Source organism: Kluyvera sp. CHPC 1.2972 (assembly GCF_036759925.1).
In the GTDB taxonomy this organism is placed as follows: Bacteria; Pseudomonadota; Gammaproteobacteria; order Enterobacterales; family Enterobacteriaceae; genus Kluyvera.
Window position 1 is genome coordinate 350,795 of sequence record NZ_JAPKIB010000001.1, and the last position, 18,619, is coordinate 369,413.

18 protein-coding genes and 1 other annotated feature are annotated in these 18,619 nt (G+C 53.6%); of the genes, 10 read left to right on the forward strand and 8 right to left on the reverse strand.

All coding sequences use genetic code 11. The annotated features are described in order from the left end of the window. The first annotated feature begins 83 nt into the window (after positions 1-83). Positions 84-1,499 (forward strand): exodeoxyribonuclease I, encoded by a 1,416-nt coding sequence (sbcB, locus tag V6944_RS01810; protein ID WP_333497657.1) that lies wholly within the window; start codon positions 84-86, stop codon positions 1,497-1,499. 84 nt (positions 1,500-1,583) lie between these two features. Here the strand turns inward: sbcB and tsuB are convergent, their stop codons facing one another. The 4 genes from tsuB to V6944_RS01830 all read right to left on the reverse strand — a co-directional run bounded on the left by tsuB (position 1,584) and on the right by V6944_RS01830 (position 5,666). Continuing rightward, positions 1,584-1,808: a thiosulfate utilization sulfurtransferase TsuB/YeeD gene (gene tsuB / locus V6944_RS01815; RefSeq protein WP_035894857.1), complete on the reverse strand. Its 225-nt coding sequence runs from the start codon at positions 1,806-1,808 to the stop codon at positions 1,584-1,586. A 10-nt stretch (positions 1,809-1,818) separates the two neighbouring features. Continuing rightward, positions 1,819-2,874, reverse strand: a complete 1,056-nt coding sequence (gene tsuA, locus V6944_RS01820; RefSeq protein ID WP_333497658.1) for a thiosulfate utilization transporter TsuA/YeeE — start codon at positions 2,872-2,874, stop codon at positions 1,819-1,821. Positions 2,875-3,045: 171 nt separating this feature from the next. Continuing rightward, a complete protein-coding gene (locus tag V6944_RS01825) occupies positions 3,046-4,404 on the reverse strand; it encodes an APC family permease (protein ID WP_035894859.1) in 1,359 nt (452 codons plus the stop codon). Between the two features lie 440 nt (positions 4,405-4,844). Next, complete coding sequence (locus V6944_RS01830) at positions 4,845-5,666, reverse strand: SDR family oxidoreductase (protein WP_333497659.1); 822 nt, start codon at positions 5,664-5,666, stop codon at positions 4,845-4,847. 178 nt (positions 5,667-5,844) lie between these two features. On the opposite strand from V6944_RS01830, the gene hisL reads away from it, so the two are divergent. The 9 genes from hisL to hisIE all read left to right on the forward strand — a co-directional run bounded on the left by hisL (position 5,845) and on the right by hisIE (position 13,036). Next, complete coding sequence (gene hisL, locus V6944_RS01835) at positions 5,845-5,895, forward strand: his operon leader peptide (RefSeq protein WP_071594744.1); 51 nt, start codon at positions 5,845-5,847, stop codon at positions 5,893-5,895. Beyond that, positions 5,871-5,991, forward strand: a sequence feature (His leader region). It overlaps the preceding gene by 25 nt. Positions 5,992-6,026: 35 nt before the next feature. Further along, positions 6,027-6,926, forward strand: a complete 900-nt coding sequence (gene hisG / locus V6944_RS01840) for an ATP phosphoribosyltransferase (protein ID WP_035894861.1) — start codon at positions 6,027-6,029, stop codon at positions 6,924-6,926. Between the two features lie 5 nt (positions 6,927-6,931). Further along, positions 6,932-8,236: a histidinol dehydrogenase gene (gene hisD / locus V6944_RS01845; RefSeq protein ID WP_333497660.1), complete on the forward strand. Its 1,305-nt coding sequence runs from the start codon at positions 6,932-6,934 to the stop codon at positions 8,234-8,236. Then, entirely contained in the window at positions 8,233-9,294 is a 1,062-nt protein-coding gene (gene hisC, locus V6944_RS01850; RefSeq protein WP_333497661.1) for a histidinol-phosphate transaminase, read from the forward strand. The genes hisD and hisC overlap by 4 nt, the downstream gene beginning before the upstream one ends. Further along, on the forward strand, positions 9,291-10,358 hold the full coding sequence (hisB, locus tag V6944_RS01855) for a bifunctional histidinol-phosphatase/imidazoleglycerol-phosphate dehydratase HisB (RefSeq protein WP_333497662.1): 1,068 nt from the start codon (positions 9,291-9,293) through the stop codon (positions 10,356-10,358). Before hisC ends, hisB begins: the two co-directional genes overlap by 4 nt. Continuing rightward, complete coding sequence (gene hisH / locus V6944_RS01860; RefSeq protein ID WP_333009768.1) at positions 10,358-10,948, forward strand: imidazole glycerol phosphate synthase subunit HisH; 591 nt, start codon at positions 10,358-10,360, stop codon at positions 10,946-10,948. The genes hisB and hisH overlap by 1 nt, the downstream gene beginning before the upstream one ends. Next, the gene (gene hisA, locus V6944_RS01865) at positions 10,948-11,685 is read left to right on the forward strand and encodes a 1-(5-phosphoribosyl)-5-[(5-phosphoribosylamino)methylideneamino]imidazole-4-carboxamide isomerase (RefSeq protein WP_333497663.1); all 738 of its coding nucleotides are present in this window, start codon (positions 10,948-10,950) and stop codon (positions 11,683-11,685) included. The genes hisH and hisA overlap by 1 nt, the downstream gene beginning before the upstream one ends. Continuing rightward, positions 11,667-12,443 (forward strand): imidazole glycerol phosphate synthase subunit HisF, encoded by a 777-nt coding sequence (hisF, locus tag V6944_RS01870; RefSeq protein WP_333497664.1) that lies wholly within the window; start codon positions 11,667-11,669, stop codon positions 12,441-12,443. Before hisA ends, hisF begins: the two co-directional genes overlap by 19 nt. Further along, positions 12,437-13,036 carry a bifunctional phosphoribosyl-AMP cyclohydrolase/phosphoribosyl-ATP diphosphatase HisIE gene (gene hisIE / locus V6944_RS01875; RefSeq protein ID WP_315406170.1) on the forward strand — a complete coding sequence of 200 codons (600 nt, stop codon included), beginning with the start codon at positions 12,437-12,439 and terminating at the stop codon, positions 13,034-13,036. The genes hisF and hisIE overlap by 7 nt, the downstream gene beginning before the upstream one ends. A 56-nt stretch (positions 13,037-13,092) precedes the next feature. On the opposite strand, the gene wzzB is transcribed toward hisIE, so the two are convergent. The 4 genes from wzzB to V6944_RS01895 all read right to left on the reverse strand — a co-directional run bounded on the left by wzzB (position 13,093) and on the right by V6944_RS01895 (position 18,619). Continuing rightward, a complete protein-coding gene (wzzB, locus tag V6944_RS01880) occupies positions 13,093-14,088 on the reverse strand; it encodes an LPS O-antigen chain length determinant protein WzzB (protein ID WP_333497665.1) in 996 nt (331 codons plus the stop codon). Between the two features lie 795 nt (positions 14,089-14,883). Then, entirely contained in the window at positions 14,884-16,050 is a 1,167-nt protein-coding gene (ugd, locus tag V6944_RS01885) for a UDP-glucose 6-dehydrogenase (protein WP_333497666.1), read from the reverse strand. 198 nt (positions 16,051-16,248) lie between these two features. Then, a complete protein-coding gene (gndA, locus tag V6944_RS01890; protein WP_035897610.1) occupies positions 16,249-17,655 on the reverse strand; it encodes an NADP-dependent phosphogluconate dehydrogenase in 1,407 nt (468 codons plus the stop codon). 133 nt (positions 17,656-17,788) lie between these two features. Beyond that, positions 17,789-18,619 carry a glycosyltransferase gene (locus V6944_RS01895; protein ID WP_333497667.1) on the reverse strand — a complete coding sequence of 277 codons (831 nt, stop codon included), beginning with the start codon at positions 18,617-18,619 and terminating at the stop codon, positions 17,789-17,791.

Below are 18,619 nucleotides of genomic sequence, written 5' to 3' on the forward strand. Positions count from 1 at the left end.
CAGATTCGGTTAACGCCCTTCTGATGCACCGCCAAATCGTTTACCATGAACCTTAAATGCCATAGACGGACACTGTTAACGCCATGCAAGAGACTTCAAGCGCGCCGGGATTCCTGTTCCACGACTACGAAACCTTCGGAACCAGCCCTTCCTTAGACCGCCCCGCGCAATTCGCCGCCATTCGTACCGATAAGGATTTCACGATAATCGGTGAGCCTGAGGTTTTTTACTGCAAGCCCGCGGAGGATTATCTACCGCAGCCTGAAGCGGTGTTAATTACCGGCATTACGCCGCGGGCCAAGGGCGATAACGAAGCGGCGTTTGCTAAACGTATCCACGATATCTTCACCGTGCCGGATACCTGCGTGGTGGGCTATAACAACGTGCGCTTCGACGATGAAGTGACGCGTAACATCTTCTATCGCAACTTCTACGACCCGTATGCCTGGAGCTGGCAGAACCGCAACTCGCGTTGGGATCTGCTGGACGTGATGCGCGCCTGCTACGCCCTGCGCCCGGAAGGCATCAACTGGCCGGAAAACGACGACGGCCTGCCAAGCTTCCGTCTCGAGCATTTAACCAAAGCTAACGGCATTGAACACAGCAACGCCCACGATGCGATGGCCGATGTTTACGCGACGATCGCGATGGCGAAACTGGTGAAAACGCAGCAGCCGAAGCTGTTTGATTATCTCTACGCCTATCGTGGTAAAAACAAGCTGATGACGCTGATTGACGTGCCGCAGATGAAGCCGCTGGTGCACGTCTCCGGCATGTTTGGCGCATGGCGCGGTAACACCAGTTGGGTGGCACCGCTGGCGTGGCATCCGGATAACCGCAACGCGGTGATCATGGTGGATCTTGCCGGTGATATCAGCCCGCTGCTGGATCTGGACGCCGACACGCTGCGCGATCGCCTCTATACCGCCAAAGCCGATCTTGGCGATAATTCCCCGATTCCCATCAAGCTAGTGCACCTGAACAAGTGCCCGGTGCTGGCGCAGGCCAATACGCTGCGTCCAGAAGATGCCGACCGTCTGGGGATCAATCGCCAGCACTGTCTGGATAATCTGAAAAAGCTGCGTGAGAACCCGCAGGTTCGCGAGAAGGCGGTAGCCATTTTTGCCGAAGCCGAGCCGTTTGTGCCGTCGGAAAACGTTGATGCTCAGCTCTATAACGGCTTCTTCAGCGATGCCGACAGAACGGCGATGAAAATTGTACTCGAGACCGAGCCACGTAATCTTCCGGCGCTGGATATCACCTTCGCCGATAAGCGTATTGAGAAACTGCTGTTTAACTACCGGGCGCGCAATTTCCCCGGCACGCTGGATGAAAGCGAGCAGCAGCGCTGGTTAGAGCACCGTCGGCAGATCTTTACGCCAGAGTTTTTACAGGCCTATGCGCAGGAGCTCGAAATGCTCTACGGGCAGTATGAAGGGAATGCGGAAAAGCTGTCGCTGCTGAAAGCGCTGTACCAGTACGCGCAGGAGATTGTATAACCATTGTAGCCCGGCCGAGCAAAGCGACGCCGGGGTTTTTCGTATTCAGAACCCCGCGTCGTTTCGCCTAACCGGACGTCATACTTACTTCTGTACCGTGATGGTCCAGGCCGCATCGCCGGACTGCTGGTAATCCGTGACCGTATAGCCCTCTTCCGCCGCCCACTGAGGAATGGCTTCCGTCGCCTGGGTACAGTCAAACTCAATCACCAACTGGTCACCGTTGGCCAGTTCGGCCATCGCGGCTTTGGCTTCAATTAATGGGAACGGGCACACCTGGGTAACCACATCCAGTTTCTTCACAACCATCTTAAACTCCTTATGCCGTCGCGGTTTTCAGTTTGGCTTTCCGCTGCGGGCGAACATACAACACCCAGGACGCGCACCACACGCCAAGGATCATAAATACCAGGCCAATCCAGCCCTGCCAGGTCATCATCGCGGTCATGACCAGACCATTACCAATCGAGCAACCGCCGGCAATGCTGGCGCCAAAGCCCATCAGCACGCCGCCACCGGCGCTGCGCAGCGTGGTGCTCGCATCAGCGGCACGCACACGGAACTCGCGGCTAGCTTTCGCCGCGATAAAGGAACCGATGAAAATACCCAGTACCAGGAACACGCCCCAGTTCAGATACTTGCTGTCGCCACCGACCAGGAACTGCAGAATATTGGCGGTAGGCGATGTGATACCCAGGCCGAACATACGGCCGGTCGCTTCACTCATCGGCCACGCCAGCAGTGCAATCAGACCAATCAGCACCGCAGTGAAAAAGGGATGCCAGCGCTTTTCAAACAGCAGATGCGCCAGGCCGCTACGACGCGGCGGCAATGAGGCCACTTTGAGCTTTGGTTTACGCAGCTCTTTGCGCACAAACCACAGCGTCACCACCACCAGCAGCGCGATAATCGGCCAGACGGAGATATTGAGGGTTTCTGCAATACCGTTGTGCGCCGTGGTATGTTCGCCGAGGAATTTATTCAGGCCAGCGGCGTGTGGAGAACGCATCACCGCGCTCATCACCATGTAGGTTACCAGCGCAATCCAGCTGCCGATAAGCCCTTCCCCGGCACGATACCAGGTCCCGGTTGCGCAGCCACCGGCATAGACAATACCGATACCAAAGACAAAGCCGCCGACAACAGTGCCCAGCCACGGAAATGCGCCTGCATCGTACTGCACCAGACCGAACTGGATCAGTGCAAAAACGCCTACGCTTTGAATGCAGATAGCAATCAGCAGCGCGTAGAACATGCGGTTATTTTTCGTGATATACATATCGCGGAAGCCGCCCGTCAGGCAGAAGCGACCGCGCTGCATGACGAACCCCAGTAGTGCACCGCAGACTATCCCGCTTATTATCATGTGCAACATAAGAATTAATTAACCCAATATTATCAGTCGTAAAATTATTCCCGAGCCCACCTTTCGGCTCCAATAACCAAAAGCTCTATATTATTCCTGAAGGTTATTAATTCAGTGTTGCTCAGACCAAAAAAAACCGGAGGCACATGGCCTCCGGTTTCATTATTTCACGCTCGTGAATTATGCGACGTCTTCGTACTGCGGAACCGGGTTGCGGAAACGCTTGGTCACGCACGCCAGGTACAGCAAGCCAATGGAGCCCCAAATCAGGCCCAGAATCATTGAGCTCTGCTCCAGGTTAATCCACAGTGCGCCAACGGTCAGCGCACCGCACACTGGCAATACCAAGTACTGGAAGTGGTCTTTCAGCGTCTTGTTACGCTTCTCGCGGATCCAGAACTGCGAAATCACGGAGAGGTTAACGAAGGTGAATGCCACCAGCGCACCGAAGTTGATCAGCGCCGTTGCGGTGACCAGGTCGAACTTAATCGCCAGCAGTGCAATCGCGCCAACCAGCAGCACGTTGAACGCTGGAGTACGCCATTTCGGATGCACATAGCCGAAGAAGCTGTTCGGGAACACGCCGTCACGGCCCATCACGTACATCAGACGCGATACGCCGGCATGCGCCGCCATACCCGATGCCAGCACGGTCACGCTGGAGAAGATCAGCACACCCCACTGGAAGGTTTTACCCGCAACGTACAGCATTATTTCAGGCTGAGACGCGTCCGGGTCCTTAAAGCGGGAGATATCCGGGAAGTACAGCTGCAGGAAGTAAGATGCACCGATAAAGATCATCCCGCCAATCAGCGCGGTCAGGAAGATAGCTTTCGGGATCACACGTTCTGCGTCTTTGGTCTCTTCAGACAGCGAAGAGATGCCGTCGAAGCCCAGGAACGAGAAGCACAGGATGGTTGCGCCGGTAATCATCGGCACCACGTGCGCGCCTTCGGACCAGAACGGACGGGTGCTGGTCAGCGTACCTGCGCCTTCACCGTGCATCACACCGTAAATGATCAGGCCAACGATGACCGCCACGATACCCATCTGCAGAACCACAATCAGCGTGTTGAAGTTCGCCACGGCTTTGATGCTGCGCAGGTTAGAGATGGTCATAAAGGCCACCAGCGCGACAACAAAGATCCACGATGGTACAGAAGGCATCAGCGCTTCAAAGTAAATTTTAGCCAGCAGAATGTTGATCATCGGCATGAACAGGTAGTCCAGCAGCGATGACCAGCCAACCATAAAGCCAACGACCGGGCTAATGGATTTCTGGGCATAGGTGTATGCAGAGCCAGCGGACGGGAACCGGCGAACCAGTTTACCGTAGCTTAGCGCTGTAAAAAGAATCGCGATCAGCGCAAAGGCATACGCCGTTGCAACGTGACCGTCGGTAAGGCCAGATACGATACCGAACGTATCGAACAGCGTCATTGGCTGCATATAGGCCAGGCCCATCATGACAACCGGAATCAGCGTAAGCGTTTTACGCAATTCCACGCGAGAGGTGTTTGGAGTAACGTTATTTGACACGGTGAGTCTCCTGTACGGCGACTGCCGGTGCAAAAAAGAAAAATTGCCCCATTTTTTTTCTGTTTCCTCAGCGACAACAACTGTCGTTTTTTAAGTAAATATCTATCCGGTACGAAGCCCGGCCTCTTTTATTGGATGGTTGTTTTGATGTAAAAAAATAACCGACGTGGCAATCACGTCGGTTAGTCTCATTTTTTACATTCGACATATTTTGCACCAAACGAATGTAAAAAAACAAGCCGGTGAGAGAAGTAATAATGCGACTTCTCATCCAACCGGCTGATTAACAAGCAATCTCTAAAGCAGCGTGAACATTTATAGCACTTTTTGCTAAAACGCAATTGGCTGCCATAGCCAATAACCATGCAAAAAGTGTATTTATTTATATGTTAAATGATTTGGCGACAGCGGCTACGCCATCGCCAGATGTCAATGAGACGCTACTCCAGAGGCATTCTCAATGGGTCAGGGAATTGATATTCAAAGCCTAATTCGCGACAGATACGACTACCGTCGATAATTTTCCCCTGCCCTTTACCGCTGTCGCTAAACACGGGTACCGCCAGTCCAAGCTCACGTGCCATCTGCGGATAAAAAACGCCGCGTGCAGGATGCTGTGGAGCACAGATATTGTAGATATGCCCGCCTTTCGGTGCCTGCAACAGCAGCGTAATAGCCGCAATCACATCTTCCAGATGCACCAGGTTGACCCCCTGCAGCCCGTCCGATGCCGATTTTCCGGCAAAGAAACGGCCCGGATGACGCTCCGGCCCAACCAGCCCGGCCAGGCGCAGAATATCAACCGACGTCCCCGGCAGCTGATGTAGCCAGTCCTCTAACTCCTTCAGCACCCTGCCGCTGGCGGTTACCGGGTTACGAGGCGAACTTTCTTTGACCGTCCCTTCTTCATTACCGTATACCGAGGTCGAGCTGGTAAAGATAATGCGCGGGATATGGTGCGCCAGCGCCGAGTCTACGATCTCCTGCACCGCCTGATGGTAAAAATCTTCCCCCGGGCCACTACGACGCGCCGGTAAGGTAATCACCAGCGCATCAACATTCATTAACGCATCGAGGTCATCAGCCTCGCATACCAACTGTGGGTCGAGCCGCAACGGATAGCTATCAATCCCGCACATCCGTGCTGCTTCCACGCCGTCCTCAGTCGTTTTACTGCCGGTCACCTGCCAGCCACGCGCCATCAACGACAGCGCTAGCGGCATACCCAGCCACCCTAAACCGACGATTGCCACTTTCTTCATTGCGCTATCTCCTGGTTCTTGCCGCACTACCTTTATAAGGCTACGCCACCACGATAAAACTGACAATTTATAGTCGCTACATGAATTGATTTAATGAATGTAAAAAGCGCTTGCGTTCAATGACAAAAGTGGTTTAGGTTAAAAGACATCAAGTGAATAGTCATTCAACGAGAAATTTATGAGCCGCGTTCAATTTAAACACCACCATCATCACCATCACCCTGACTAGTCTTTCAGGCGATGTGTGCTGGGAGACATTCAGATCTTCCAGTGGTGCATGAACGCAAGAGAGCCCCCGGAAGATATCTTCCGGGGGCTTTTTTTTTGAACCAAATTCAGCAGGGTAATGAGGAATAGAGAATGTTAGATAACAGCCGTTTACGCATAGCTATGCAGAAATCAGGTCGCCTGAGCGATGATTCACGCGAATTACTGGCCCGTTGTGGCATCAAAATTAATCTCCACACCCAGCGCCTGATTGCGATGGCGGAGAACATGCCGATCGACATCCTGCGCGTACGTGATGACGATATCCCAGGCCTGATTATGGACGGCGTCGTCGACCTCGGCATTATCGGTGAAAACGTGCTGGAAGAAGAGCTGCTGAGCCGCCGCGCCCAGGGTGAAGACCCGCGCTACTTTACCCTGCGTCGTCTGGATTTCGGCGGCTGCCGCCTGTCTCTCGCCACCCCGGCGGACGAAGCGTGGAACGGCCCGGCCGCACTCGACGGCAAACGTATCGCCACCTCTTACCCACACCTGCTGAAGCGTTACCTCGACCAGAAAGGCATCAGCTTTAAATCCTGTCTGCTGAACGGTTCCGTTGAAGTCGCCCCGCGCGCTGGCCTCGCTGACGCCATTTGTGACCTGGTCTCTACCGGCGCGACGCTAGAAGCCAACGGCCTGCGTGAAGTGGAAGTGATGTTCCGCTCTAAAGCCTGCCTGATTCAGCGCGACGGCGAGATGAGCGAAGCCAAACAGCAGCTGATCGACCGTCTGTTAACCCGTATTCAAGGCGTGATTCAGGCTCGCGAATCGAAATACATCATGATGCACGCGCCAACCGAGCGTCTGGATGAAGTTATCGCCCTGTTGCCTGGCGCTGAGCGTCCAACCATTCTGCCGCTGGCTGGCGATAAGCAACGCGTAGCCATGCACATGGTGAGCAGCGAAACCCTGTTCTGGGAAACCATGGAAAAACTGAAGGCCCTGGGTGCCAGCTCTATTCTGGTGCTGCCAATTGAGAAGATGATGGAGTAATCGCCATGAGCTTCAATACCCTGATTGACTGGAATAGCTGTAGCCCCGAACAACAGCAAGCGCTGCTGATGCGCCCGGCCATCTCCGCCTCCGACAGCATCACCCGTACGGTGGCAGAGATTCTGGAAAACGTTAAAGCCAACGGCGACAGCGCGCTGCGTGAATACAGTGCGAAGTTTGATAAAACCGAAGTCGGCGCGCTGAAAGTTACCGCAGAAGAAATTCAACAAGCCAGCGGCCGCCTGAGCGATAAGCTCAAGCAGGCAATGCAGGCGGCGGTTCGCAATATCGATACCTTCCACACGGCACAGATTCTGCCGCCGGTGGATATCGAAACCCAGCCGGGCGTGCGCTGCCAGCAGGTTACCCGCCCTATCGCCTCGGTTGGCCTTTATATTCCAGGCGGCTCAGCGCCGCTGTTCTCTACCGTGTTAATGCTGGCCACCCCGGCACGTATCGCTGGCTGCAAAAAAGTGGTGCTCTGTTCACCACCGCCGATTGCCGATGAGATCCTGTATGCCGCACAGCTTTGTGGCGTAGAGAACGTCTATAAAGTCGGTGGCGCGCAGGCGATTGCCGCACTGGCGCTGGGCACCGAATCCATTCCGAAGGTCGATAAAATCTTCGGGCCAGGCAACGCCTACGTTACCGAAGCGAAACGCCAGGTCAGCCAGCGTCTCGACGGCGCGGCGATTGATATGCCAGCTGGCCCGTCTGAAGTGCTGGTGATTGCCGACAGCGGCGCCACACCAGATTTTATCGCCTCTGATCTGCTGTCTCAGGCGGAGCACGGCCCGGATTCCCAGGTTATCCTGCTCACCCCGGACGCGAAGATTGCCGAAGGCGTCGCCGAAGCCGTAGAACGCCAACTTGCCGAACTGTCCCGCGCCAACACCGCGCGTCAGGCACTTTCCGCCAGCCGCCTGATCGTGGCAAAAGATCTGGCGCAGTGCGTGGCTATCTCTAACGCCTACGGCCCGGAACACCTGATTATTCAGACCCGCAACGCCCGTGAATTGGTTGACGACATCACCAGCGCTGGTTCGGTCTTCCTCGGCGACTGGTCGCCTGAGTCCGCTGGCGACTACGCCTCCGGCACCAATCACGTGCTGCCGACCTACGGCTACACCTCAACCTGCTCAAGCCTGGGGCTGGCCGATTTCCAGAAACGGATGACCGTGCAGGAACTGTCCCGCGAAGGCTTTAGCGCTCTCGCCGCGACGATTGAAACGCTGGCCGCCGCCGAGCTGCTGACCGCCCACAAAAATGCCGTCACCCTGCGCGTAAACGCCCTGAAGGAGCAAGCATGAGCATTGAACAGTTAGCCCGCGACAACGTTCGCGCCCTGACCCCGTATCAGTCGGCCCGCCGTCTTGGCGGCAAAGGTGACGTCTGGCTGAACGCCAATGAATACCCGACGGCGGTGCCTTTCGAACTGAGCCAGCAGACACTGAACCGCTACCCGGAATGTCAGCCTAAAGCGGTAATTGAAAACTATGCCGCCTATGCAGGCGTAAAACCAACGCAGGTACTGGTCAGCCGCGGCGCGGACGAAGGTATTGAACTGCTGGTGCGCGCCTTCTGTGAACCAGGCCGTGATGCGGTACTGTTCTGCCCGCCGACCTACGGCATGTACAGCGTCAGCGCTGAAACCATCGGCGTAGAATGCCGCACCGTACCGGCCAAAGCCGACTGGCAGCTCGACCTACCGGCGATTGCCGATAGCCTGACCAACGTGAAAGTGGTCTACGTCTGTAGCCCAAACAACCCGACCGGGCAGATTATTAACCCGCAGGATTTTCGCACCCTGCTGGAGATGACCCGCGATAACGCGCTGGTCGTTGCCGATGAAGCCTATATTGAGTTCTGCCCTCAGGCGACGCTGACAGGATGGCTGGCAGAGTACCCGCACCTGGTCATTCTGCGAACCCTCTCCAAAGCGTTTGCTCTGGCTGGCCTGCGCTGCGGCTTTACGCTCGCCAATGAGGAAGTGATTGCCTTATTAATGAAGGTGATTGCTCCGTATCCACTGTCGACCCCGGTTGCCGATATCGCCGCCCAGGCGCTTAGCGCGCAGGGGATTACCTCGATGCGCGAACGCGTGGCGCAGATCTTAAGCGAGCGCGAGTACCTGGTGGAGGCGCTGCGCACCATCGACTGCGTTGAGCAGGTTTTTGATTCCGAGACCAACTACGTACTGGCTCGTATCAAAGCCTCAAGTAGCGTATTTAAATCTTTGTGGGATCAGGGCATTATCTTACGAGACCAGAATAAACAACCTTCTTTAAGCGGCTGTTTGCGCATCACTATCGGCACGCGTGCTGAGAGCCAGCGCGTGATTGACGCTTTGAAAGCGGAGACCGTATGACCCAGAAGTTTCTCTTTATCGATCGCGATGGCACCCTGATTTCTGAACCACCAAGCGACTATCAGGTAGACCGTTTTGATAAGTTGGCCTTCGAGCCCGACGCTATTCCGGTCCTGCTGCAGCTGCAAAAAGCGGGCTATAAGCTGGTGATGATCACCAACCAGGACGGACTGGGTACCGACAGCTTCCCGCAGGCAGACTTCGACGGCCCGCACAACCTGATGATGCAGATTTTCACCTCTCAGGGCGTGGTTTTTGACGATGTGCTGATCTGCCCACACCTGCCGGCCGACAACTGCGAATGCCGCAAGCCGAAAACTCAGCTGGTCACCGCCTGGCTGGCGAATGAAGTGATGGACACCGCCAACAGCTACGTGATTGGCGACCGCGCTACCGACATTGAGCTAGCGACTAACATGGGCATTACCGGCCTGCGCTATCACCGCGACACGCTGAACTGGGCGATGATCGGCGAGCAGTTGACCCGCCGTGACCGCTACGCACACATCGAGCGTAACACCCGCGAAACGCAGATTGACGTGGAAGTGTGGCTCGACCGTGAAGGCGGCAGCAAAATCAACACCGGCGTCGGCTTCTTCGACCACATGCTGGATCAGATTGCCACCCACGGCGGTTTCCGCATGAACATCACCGTGAAGGGCGACCTGTATATCGACGATCACCACACGGTAGAAGATACCGGTCTGGCGCTCGGCGAAGCGCTGAAGGCGGCGCTTGGCGATAAGCGCGGCATCAACCGCTTCGGCTTTGTGCTGCCAATGGATGAATGTCTGGCGCGCTGCGCGCTGGATATCTCCGGCCGCCCGCACCTGGAATATAAAGCCGAGTTCACCTACCAGCGCGTAGGCGACCTCAGCACCGAGATGATCGAGCACTTCTTCCGCTCGCTCTCCTACGCGATGGGCATCACGCTGCACCTGAAAACCAAGGGCAAAAACGATCACCACCGCGTAGAAAGCCTGTTCAAAGTTTTCGGCCGTACTCTGCGCCAGGCGATTCGCGTAGACGGCAACACCCTTCCCTCCTCAAAAGGAGTGCTGTGATGAACGTGGTTGTCCTGGATACCGGCTGCGCGAACCTCAATTCGGTGAAGTCAGCGATTGCCCGCCACGGCTATGAGCCGGTGGTCAGCCGCGACCCGGAGGTGGTGCTGCGCGCGGATAAGCTTTTTCTGCCAGGCGTCGGCACGGCGCAGGCCGCCATGGACCAGATTCGCGAGCGCGAGCTGGTCGAGTTGATTAAGGCTTGTACTCAGCCAGTACTGGGGATCTGCCTTGGCATGCAGCTATTGGGCCGCCGCAGTGAAGAGACGAACGGTGTTGACCTGCTCGGTATCATCGACCAGGACGTGCCGAAGATGACCGACTTTGGTCTGCCGCTGCCGCACATGGGCTGGAACCGTGTCTACCCGAAAGCGGGTGACCGCCTGTTCCGCGGCATTGAGGACGGCGCGTACTTTTACTTCGTTCACAGCTACGCCATGCCGGTCAACGAGTACACCATCGCCCAATGCAACTATGGCGAGCCGTTCACTGCCGCCGTGCAGAAAGATAACTTTTACGGCGTGCAGTTCCACCCGGAGCGCTCGGGTAGCGCGGGTGCACAGCTGCTGAAAAACTTCCTGGAGATGTAATGATCATTCCTGCTTTAGATTTGATTAACGGCACCGTAGTGCGTCTCCATCAGGGCGATTACGGTCAGCAGCGCGACTACGGCAACGACCCGCTGCCGCGTCTGCAGGACTATGCGGCACAGGGCGCGGAAGTGCTGCACCTGGTCGATTTAACCGGCGCGAAAGACCCGGCCCAGCGGCAAATCCCTTTGTTGAAAACGCTGGTTGCCGGGGTGAAGGTGCCGGTACAGGTTGGCGGCGGCGTGCGGACTGAAGAAGATGTCGCCGCCCTGCTCGACGCGGGTGTCGCCCGTGTCGTTGTGGGATCAACGGCGGTGAAGTCCCCGGATGTGGTCAAAGGCTGGTTTAAACGTTTTGGCGCCGAGCACCTGGTGCTGGCACTGGACGTGCGTATTGATGAAAACGGCACTAAACAGGTGGCGGTTAGCGGCTGGCAGGAAAACTCCGGCGTGACGCTGGAAGCACTGGTTGAAACCTATCTGCCGGTTGGCCTGCAGCACGTGCTGTGCACCGATATATCCCGCGACGGCACGCTGGCCGGCTCTAACGTCTCGCTGTATGAAGAAGTCTGCGCCCGCTACCCGCAGGTGGCATTCCAGTCTTCCGGCGGCATTGGCGACCTCAATGATATCGCCGCCCTACGCGGCACCGGCGTGCGCGGCGTGATTGTCGGTCGCGCGCTGTTGGAAGGAAAATTCAACGTAACGGAGGCCATCCAATGCTGGCAAAACGGATAATCCCTTGTCTCGATGTGCGTGATGGTCAGGTCGTTAAAGGCGTGCAGTTCCGCAACCACGAAATCATCGGCGATATCGTGCCGCTGGCAAAACGCTACGCTGACGAAGGCGCAGATGAGCTGGTGTTCTATGATATCACCGCCTCAAGCGATGGCCGCGTGGTCGATAAAAGCTGGGTTTCCCGCGTTGCCGAAGTGATTGATATTCCGTTCTGCGTTGCCGGTGGCATCAAATCCATCGACGATGCCGCGCGCATTCTCTCCTTCGGGGCGGACAAAATTTCCATCAACTCCCCGGCGCTGGCCGACCCGGAGCTGATTACTCGCCTGGCGGATCGCTTCGGCGTGCAGTGCATTGTGGTGGGTATTGATACCTGGTTTGATGCCGACAACGGCAAATATCACGTCAATCAGTATACCGGCGACGAAAGCCGCACCCGCGTCACCCAATGGGAGACCCTGGACTGGGTACAGGAAGTGCAAAAACGCGGCGCAGGTGAGATCGTGTTAAACATGATGAACCAGGACGGCGTGCGTAACGGCTACGATCTGGCGCAGCTTAAGAAGGTACGCGACATCTGCCACGTACCGTTGATCGCCTCCGGCGGCGCAGGCACCATGGAACACTTCCTGGAAGCCTTCCGCGATGCAAACGTCGACGGCGCGCTGGCAGCATCGGTGTTCCATAAGCAAATCATTAATATTGGTGAACTAAAAGCGTACCTGGCAGCACAGGGCGTGGAGATACGGGTATGTTAACTGAACAACTGGACTGGGAAAAAACCGACGGACTGATGCCCGCCGTTATCCAACACGCGGTATCCGGCGAAGTATTAATGCTGGGATACATGAACCAGGAAGCGCTGGCCAAAACGCAGGAAACGGGTAAAGTCACCTTTTTCTCGCGCACTAAGCAGCGTCTGTGGACCAAAGGTGAAACCTCCGGCCACTTCCTGAACGTGGTCAGCATCGCGCCCGATTGCGATAACGACACACTGCTGATTCTGGTGAACCCAATCGGCCCAACCTGCCATAAAGGCACCTCAAGCTGCTTTGGCGAGACCAGCCACAAATGGTTGTTCCTGTATCAGCTTGAACAACTGCTGGCCGAGCGTAAAACCGCCGACCCAGCAAGTTCCTACACCGCCAAGCTGTACGCCAGCGGCACCAAGCGCATTGCCCAGAAAGTGGGGGAAGAAGGCGTTGAAACCGCGCTGGCCGCCACGGTGCATGATAAGTTTGAGCTGAAAAACGAAGCGTCGGATCTGATGTATCACCTGCTGGTTCTGCTGCAGGATCAGGAGCTGGATTTAACCACCGTTATTGATAACTTGCGCGAGCGTCATCAGTAACGCAAAAGGCCCACCGCACATTGTGCGATGGGCCTTTTTATTACGACTACCGATGATTAGCTACGGCAGCGGTAATCCGCTAGCGCTTTACGCCCGAGCACAATACCTGCCCCGATCATCCCGCCAAGCAGCACCGCCAGTACCAGCACGATCGCACGCTTAGGACTATCGCGGCGAGCAGGAAGGTCTGGTTTCATGACATAGCGTGCCGTCTGGATCATCTCCGGCCCGACATCCAAGTGTTGAATATCTAAGAGGTTGTTTTTGGTCGCATAGTACTTTTCAGAGAAGTCCAGTGGCCGGGTAGACTCATTCTCAATCATCGCCTTCAAACCATCACTACCGAGCAGGAACAAGGTGTCCTGGCTCACGAATTGCGCCTGCTGCGCCTGTGGCTGGGTGATCTTCGCCTCTTCAGCATACTTTAGCGCTTCTTTAATTTGATTTAGCCGCTCTGCACGCTGCTCTACCGCTATTGACGTCTGGTTTTTCAAAGACGCTTCCAGCAACGCCGTCTGCTGTTCAATGCTACCTTTTAGAGCGGTCGACAGTTCCGCCGCCACGTTTCTATCAACCTGATCCAGATAGTGAGTTAACTTTTGCTGCGCCTCTTTTGCGCTGGTGGATACGTAGCTTACCTGGATGGGGAAGTCACGGCCTTTAACCACCTGTTCAATGGTTAATTTTTCAGGTTCTTCCTGATTATCTAAGGTATTTGACAGCGCTGATAACGCGGCATTGTAACGCCCCCCCACCCTTTGCTGCACATCAACAACATTTATCGCGGTAGAGTCCGTGACGTCAGGGTTTAACACCTTTAAGGCATTGTAATACCCAGCAATTTGCGCCGTGTCCGGCTCTGTCAGGATGGCGGTAGAGACCCACTTCTCCTTAGCCACCAACAGATAGCCTACTGCCAGTATGAGAACAATCACCACGCTGGCGATGATTGTCGCTTTCCCTCTCCAAAGCTCTATTAGTAAATCAATCAAATCGATCTGCTCGGGGTCTTGACGCTGCTCACTCGACCCACCATTGCTTACTTGAGTCATAAAAACCTTATAGTCACAATTGGAATTATAATATTTAACGCACCCTATTTTACCAAGCTCACTCGTCACTGCCACCAAAACCCCCCCTAATTTTGGCAGATTTATCTGAATCAATGACAACGGCGATGACTGATTATGATTATCTTTTCCCCTTTGGGGGTATGATCCCCTTTCCGCTGTGGCAAAACTGCTGGGTTGCCTTTCTCTGCGGGGCTTATTGAGAAATATCATGCTCTATCTTGTTACAGGTGCTTCAGGTTTATTGACTTTCACGTCTGCGAGCACTTACCGTCCCTACAATTCCGATTCCATAAAATGGCCTGACTGAACGAACAACCATGGCGAATCTCTTCACGAACAAAAATATTGAACGCGCCATTCATCTCGCAGCCCTGACTGACTTGCGCTATTCGATTGAAAGTCCGCATATCTATGCAAACATCCAATCTGAAGGGCCACCTGAAGATCCCGAAAGGTTGCCGCCCTCGCAAGCTTCAGCATCTGCTGTATGCCCCTTCCATTTCAGTATATGACCTAAACGGCAAAACGCCATTTTCGACCGACAATTCAGTCAATTACCTGGTATCACTTTGCACCGTGCCACAAAAAAACGAATGAATTGATGTCGCATACCAACTCCCGCCTGTACGGCCTTTTCGGTGAAGGAAGGCGTGAAAAACGTCATGGACTGGTGTCGCGGGCGCTATACACCATAAAAAAACCCTCTGACGAGGGTTTTTTCTTACGTAGCCCGGCCAAGCGCAGCGCCGCCGGGAAGGGCGCTAAGACTCTCGCTTAATCATTACCAAACAGATCGCGCGTATAAACCTTCTCTTCCACATCCGCTAACTCTTCCGCCATGCGGTTAGAGATAATCACATCGGCTTCCTGTTTAAACGCATCCAGATCGCGCACCACGCGGGAGTTAAAGAACTCGTCCTCTTGCATCACCGGCTCATAAATAATGACCGGAATGCCCTTCGCCTTGATACGTTTCATGATCCCCTGAACGGAGGACGCACGGAAGTTATCAGAACCGGACTTCATGATCAGACGGTAGACGCCCACCACCTTCGGCTTACGCGCCAGAATAGAGTCAGCAATAAAGTCTTTACGCGTGCGGTTCGCATCAACGATGGCACCGATAATGTTGTTCGGTACCGACTCATAGTTCGCTAGCAACTGTTTGGTATCTTTCGGCAGGCAGTAGCCGCCATAGCCAAACGACGGGTTGTTATAGTGATTGCCGATACGTGGGTCCAGACATACACCTTCGATAATCTGACGGGAATTCAGCCCCAGGCTCTCTGCATAGCTGTCCAGCTCATTAAAGTAGGCCACGCGCAGCGCCAGATAGGTATTGGCAAACAGTTTAATCGCTTCAGCTTCGGTCGAGTCGGTAAACAGCGTTGGGATATCTTGCTTGATGGCCCCTTCCTGCAGCAGCGCGGCAAAACGCTCGGCGCGTTCAGAACGCTCACCAATCACGATACGAGACGGGTGCAGGTTGTCGTACAGCGCGCGCCCTTCGCGCAGGAACTCCGGCGAGAAGAAGATATTATCGATACCCAGCCGCGCTTTGATAGCGTTGGTAAAACCAACCGGAATGGTTGATTTAATAATCATCACCGCCTTCGGGTTAATTTCCGTAACGTCGCGGATAACCGATTCGACGCTTGAGGTGTTGAAGTAGTTGGTTTTCGGGTCGTAGTCGGTCGGGGTGGCGATAATCACGAAGTCGGCATCACGGTAAGCGTCATGCTTATCGGTCGTCGCGCGAAAATTCAGCGATTTCGTTGCCAGGAACTCTTCAATCTCTTTATCGACAATTGGCGATTTCTTCTGATTCAGCATATCGACTTTAGCCTGCACGATATCCAGCGCCACCACTTCGTGATGCTGGGCAATCAGAATGCCGTTAGATAAACCTACGTAGCCTGTTCCTGAGATAGTTATCTTCATTCGTTGTGTAACTTCTTCTGGTTAAACATGTAAGGGTGAACACGTCGCCTGTTAGCTGGTGTATCGGGTCAACATGTCGTCAGTATATCGTGATTTAGTGCAACGCCGACTATCAGACCTGACTGAATCCCATTTTTAGACAATAAAAAAGCCCGGAGGAGCGCTCCGGGCCTGCATTTGGCAATGAACTAATTCAGATTAATCCAGCCATTCGGTGTGGAACACACCTTCTTTATCGGTGCGTTTATAGGTATGCGCACCGAAGTAGTCACGCTGAGCCTGAATCAGGTTCGCTGGCAGCACCGCTGAACGGTAGCTGTCGTAGTACGCAACGGCTGCAGAGAAGGTTGGAACCGGAATACCGTTCTGAACCGCGTAGGCCACAACGTCACGCAGCGCCTGCTGGTATTCATCCGCGATATTTTTGAAGTACGGTGCCAGCAGCAGGTTAGCAATGCCTTTATTTTCAGCATAAGCGTCAGTGATTTTCTGCAGGAACTGTGCACGAATGATGCAGCCCGCGCGGAAGATCTTGGCGATCTCACCGTAGTTCAGATCCCAGTTGTACTCGTCAGACGCAGCACGCAGCTGAGAGAAGCCCTGCGCGTAGGAGACGATTTTCCCCAGGTACAGTGCACGACGCACTTTCTCAACGAACTCTGCTTTATCGCCTGCCAGTTTAGCCTGCGGGCCGGACAGCACTTTAGATGCCGCCACGCGCTGGTCTTTCAGGGAGGAGATGTAGCGTGCAAACACGGACTCGGTGATCAGCGACAGCGGCTCGCCCAGATCCAGAGAGCTCTGGCTGGTCCATTTACCGGTACCTTTGTTCGCTGCTTCGTCGAGAATCACATCGACCAGGTATTTACCTTCTTCGTCTTTCTTGGTGAAGATATCTTTGGTGATGTCGATCAGATAGCTGCTCAGCTCGCCTTCGTTCCACTCGGTGAAGGTGGTTGCCAGCTCTTCGTTAGACAGATTCAGGCCGCCTTTCAGCAGAGAGTAGGCTTCAGCAATCAGCTGCATATCGCCGTATTCGATGCCGTTGTGAACCATCTTCACGTAGTGACCTGCACCGTCTGCGCCGATATAGGTCACGCACGGTTCGCCATCTTCCGCAACCGCGGCAATCTTAGTCAGGATTGGCGCAACCAGTTCATACGCTTCTTTCTGGCCGCCAGGCATGATGGATGGGCCCTTCAACGCACCCTCTTCGCCACCGGACACACCGGTACCGATAAAGTTGAAGCCTTCAGCCGACAGTTCACGGTTACGGCGAATCGTGTCCTGGAAGAAGGTGTTGCCACCATCAATGATGATGTCGCCTTTATCGAGGTACGGCTTCAGGGAATCGATAGCCGCATCGGTTCCAGCGCCCGCTTTCACCATTAACAGGATACGGCGCGGGGTTTCCAGAGACTCAACGAACTCCTTAACCGTGTAGTGAGGGACCAGCTTCTTGCCCGGGTTCTCGGCAACAACTTCTTCGGTCTTTTCACGGGAACGGTTGAAAATGGAGACGGTATAACCACGGCTTTCAATGTTGAGCGCGAGGTTGCGGCCCATGACGGCCATACCGACTACGCCGATCTGTTGCTTGGACATTATTTGCTCCTGTTTGGGGTACGATGGGAAAACGTACCATTTATCTTAATCTTACAATAGATGATTTTTAACTTCCGTAAAAGAGAAATCATTATATTGAAAAAAAATAAAATAAAAATGTGTAGATAAAAATTCATCTCATGATTTTATATGCAAGCTTCATCAGACGGATAGGTGTTAGATGGAAAAAAAATCTTGAAATAATCAAAAAAAAATTTTTGATTGTAACTTCTTTCAAAGAGAACATATAATAAAGTCTTAGTGTAAATTCACTATATGCCTTTTTGATTCCCCTTCTCCTTTGAAGAGTATCTTCCGTCATCCTATACGAAAGTAAAACCTTATTAACATTCCCTAATTTAAATCCTTTCTTCAACAAATCAAACCATAGAGCTAGATCCTCACAATAATAAGTATTAGTCGGATATCTGACACCTGATTTTAAAACACACATTCTGAACATTACTGAAGGATGAATAAATGGGCAACGTGATATTGAAAATTGTTTTAACGTGTTATGATCCAGCGGAAGCCTTTTCTCTTTCAGAGAATATGATGCACCAAACTCCTCACAAAATCCGCCACAAACATCTACATCAGGATGTGAACTAAAATAGTTTACTTGTAAGGACAAACGATTCAAAAAAGAAATATCATCGCTATCCATTCTAGCAACAAACGAATAATCCTTTTTAACACACATTTCAATAAGTTGATTCAGACCATAAGCCAAACCTCTATTTACATCATTTTCAACAAGCGTAACATTGCTAAGACATGCATATTCATCTAATATAGATTGTAACTCAGATTTAACAAGACCATCTCTATATATATATAAGTCACAGGAGACTGTTTGAGAAAGTATGCTATCGCAAGCCAGTTTCAAATACTCAACATCGTCATTTTTGTAGACACTCATAATAACTGCAATACTATTATTAAGAATTTCAACTTTATGCAT

Excerpts from the sequence above, each read along its gene's own strand:
- sbcB (WP_333497657.1), top strand. The coding sequence starts at position 84 with ATGCAAGAGACTTCAAGCGCGCCGGGATTCCTGTTCCACGACTACGAA.
- tsuB (WP_035894857.1), bottom strand. The coding sequence starts at position 1,808 with ATGGTTGTGAAGAAACTGGATGTGGTTACCCAGGTGTGCCCGTTCCCA.
- tsuA (WP_333497658.1), bottom strand. The coding sequence starts at position 2,874 with ATGTTGCACATGATAATAAGCGGGATAGTCTGCGGTGCACTACTGGGG.
- V6944_RS01830 (WP_333497659.1), bottom strand. The coding sequence starts at position 5,666 with ATGAAGAAAGTGGCAATCGTCGGTTTAGGGTGGCTGGGTATGCCGCTA.
- hisG (WP_035894861.1), top strand. The coding sequence starts at position 6,027 with ATGTTAGATAACAGCCGTTTACGCATAGCTATGCAGAAATCAGGTCGC.
- hisD (WP_333497660.1), top strand. The coding sequence starts at position 6,932 with ATGAGCTTCAATACCCTGATTGACTGGAATAGCTGTAGCCCCGAACAA.
- hisC (WP_333497661.1), top strand. The coding sequence starts at position 8,233 with ATGAGCATTGAACAGTTAGCCCGCGACAACGTTCGCGCCCTGACCCCG.
- hisB (WP_333497662.1), top strand. The coding sequence starts at position 9,291 with ATGACCCAGAAGTTTCTCTTTATCGATCGCGATGGCACCCTGATTTCT.
- hisH (WP_333009768.1), top strand. The coding sequence starts at position 10,358 with ATGAACGTGGTTGTCCTGGATACCGGCTGCGCGAACCTCAATTCGGTG.
- hisA (WP_333497663.1), top strand. The coding sequence starts at position 10,948 with ATGATCATTCCTGCTTTAGATTTGATTAACGGCACCGTAGTGCGTCTC.
- hisF (WP_333497664.1), top strand. The coding sequence starts at position 11,667 with ATGCTGGCAAAACGGATAATCCCTTGTCTCGATGTGCGTGATGGTCAG.
- hisIE (WP_315406170.1), top strand. The coding sequence starts at position 12,437 with ATGTTAACTGAACAACTGGACTGGGAAAAAACCGACGGACTGATGCCC.
- wzzB (WP_333497665.1), bottom strand. The coding sequence starts at position 14,088 with ATGACTCAAGTAAGCAATGGTGGGTCGAGTGAGCAGCGTCAAGACCCC.
- ugd (WP_333497666.1), bottom strand. The coding sequence starts at position 16,050 with ATGAAGATAACTATCTCAGGAACAGGCTACGTAGGTTTATCTAACGGC.
- gndA (WP_035897610.1), bottom strand. The coding sequence starts at position 17,655 with ATGTCCAAGCAACAGATCGGCGTAGTCGGTATGGCCGTCATGGGCCGC.
- V6944_RS01895 (WP_333497667.1), bottom strand. The coding sequence starts at position 18,619 with ATGCATAAAGTTGAAATTCTTAATAATAGTATTGCAGTTATTATGAGT.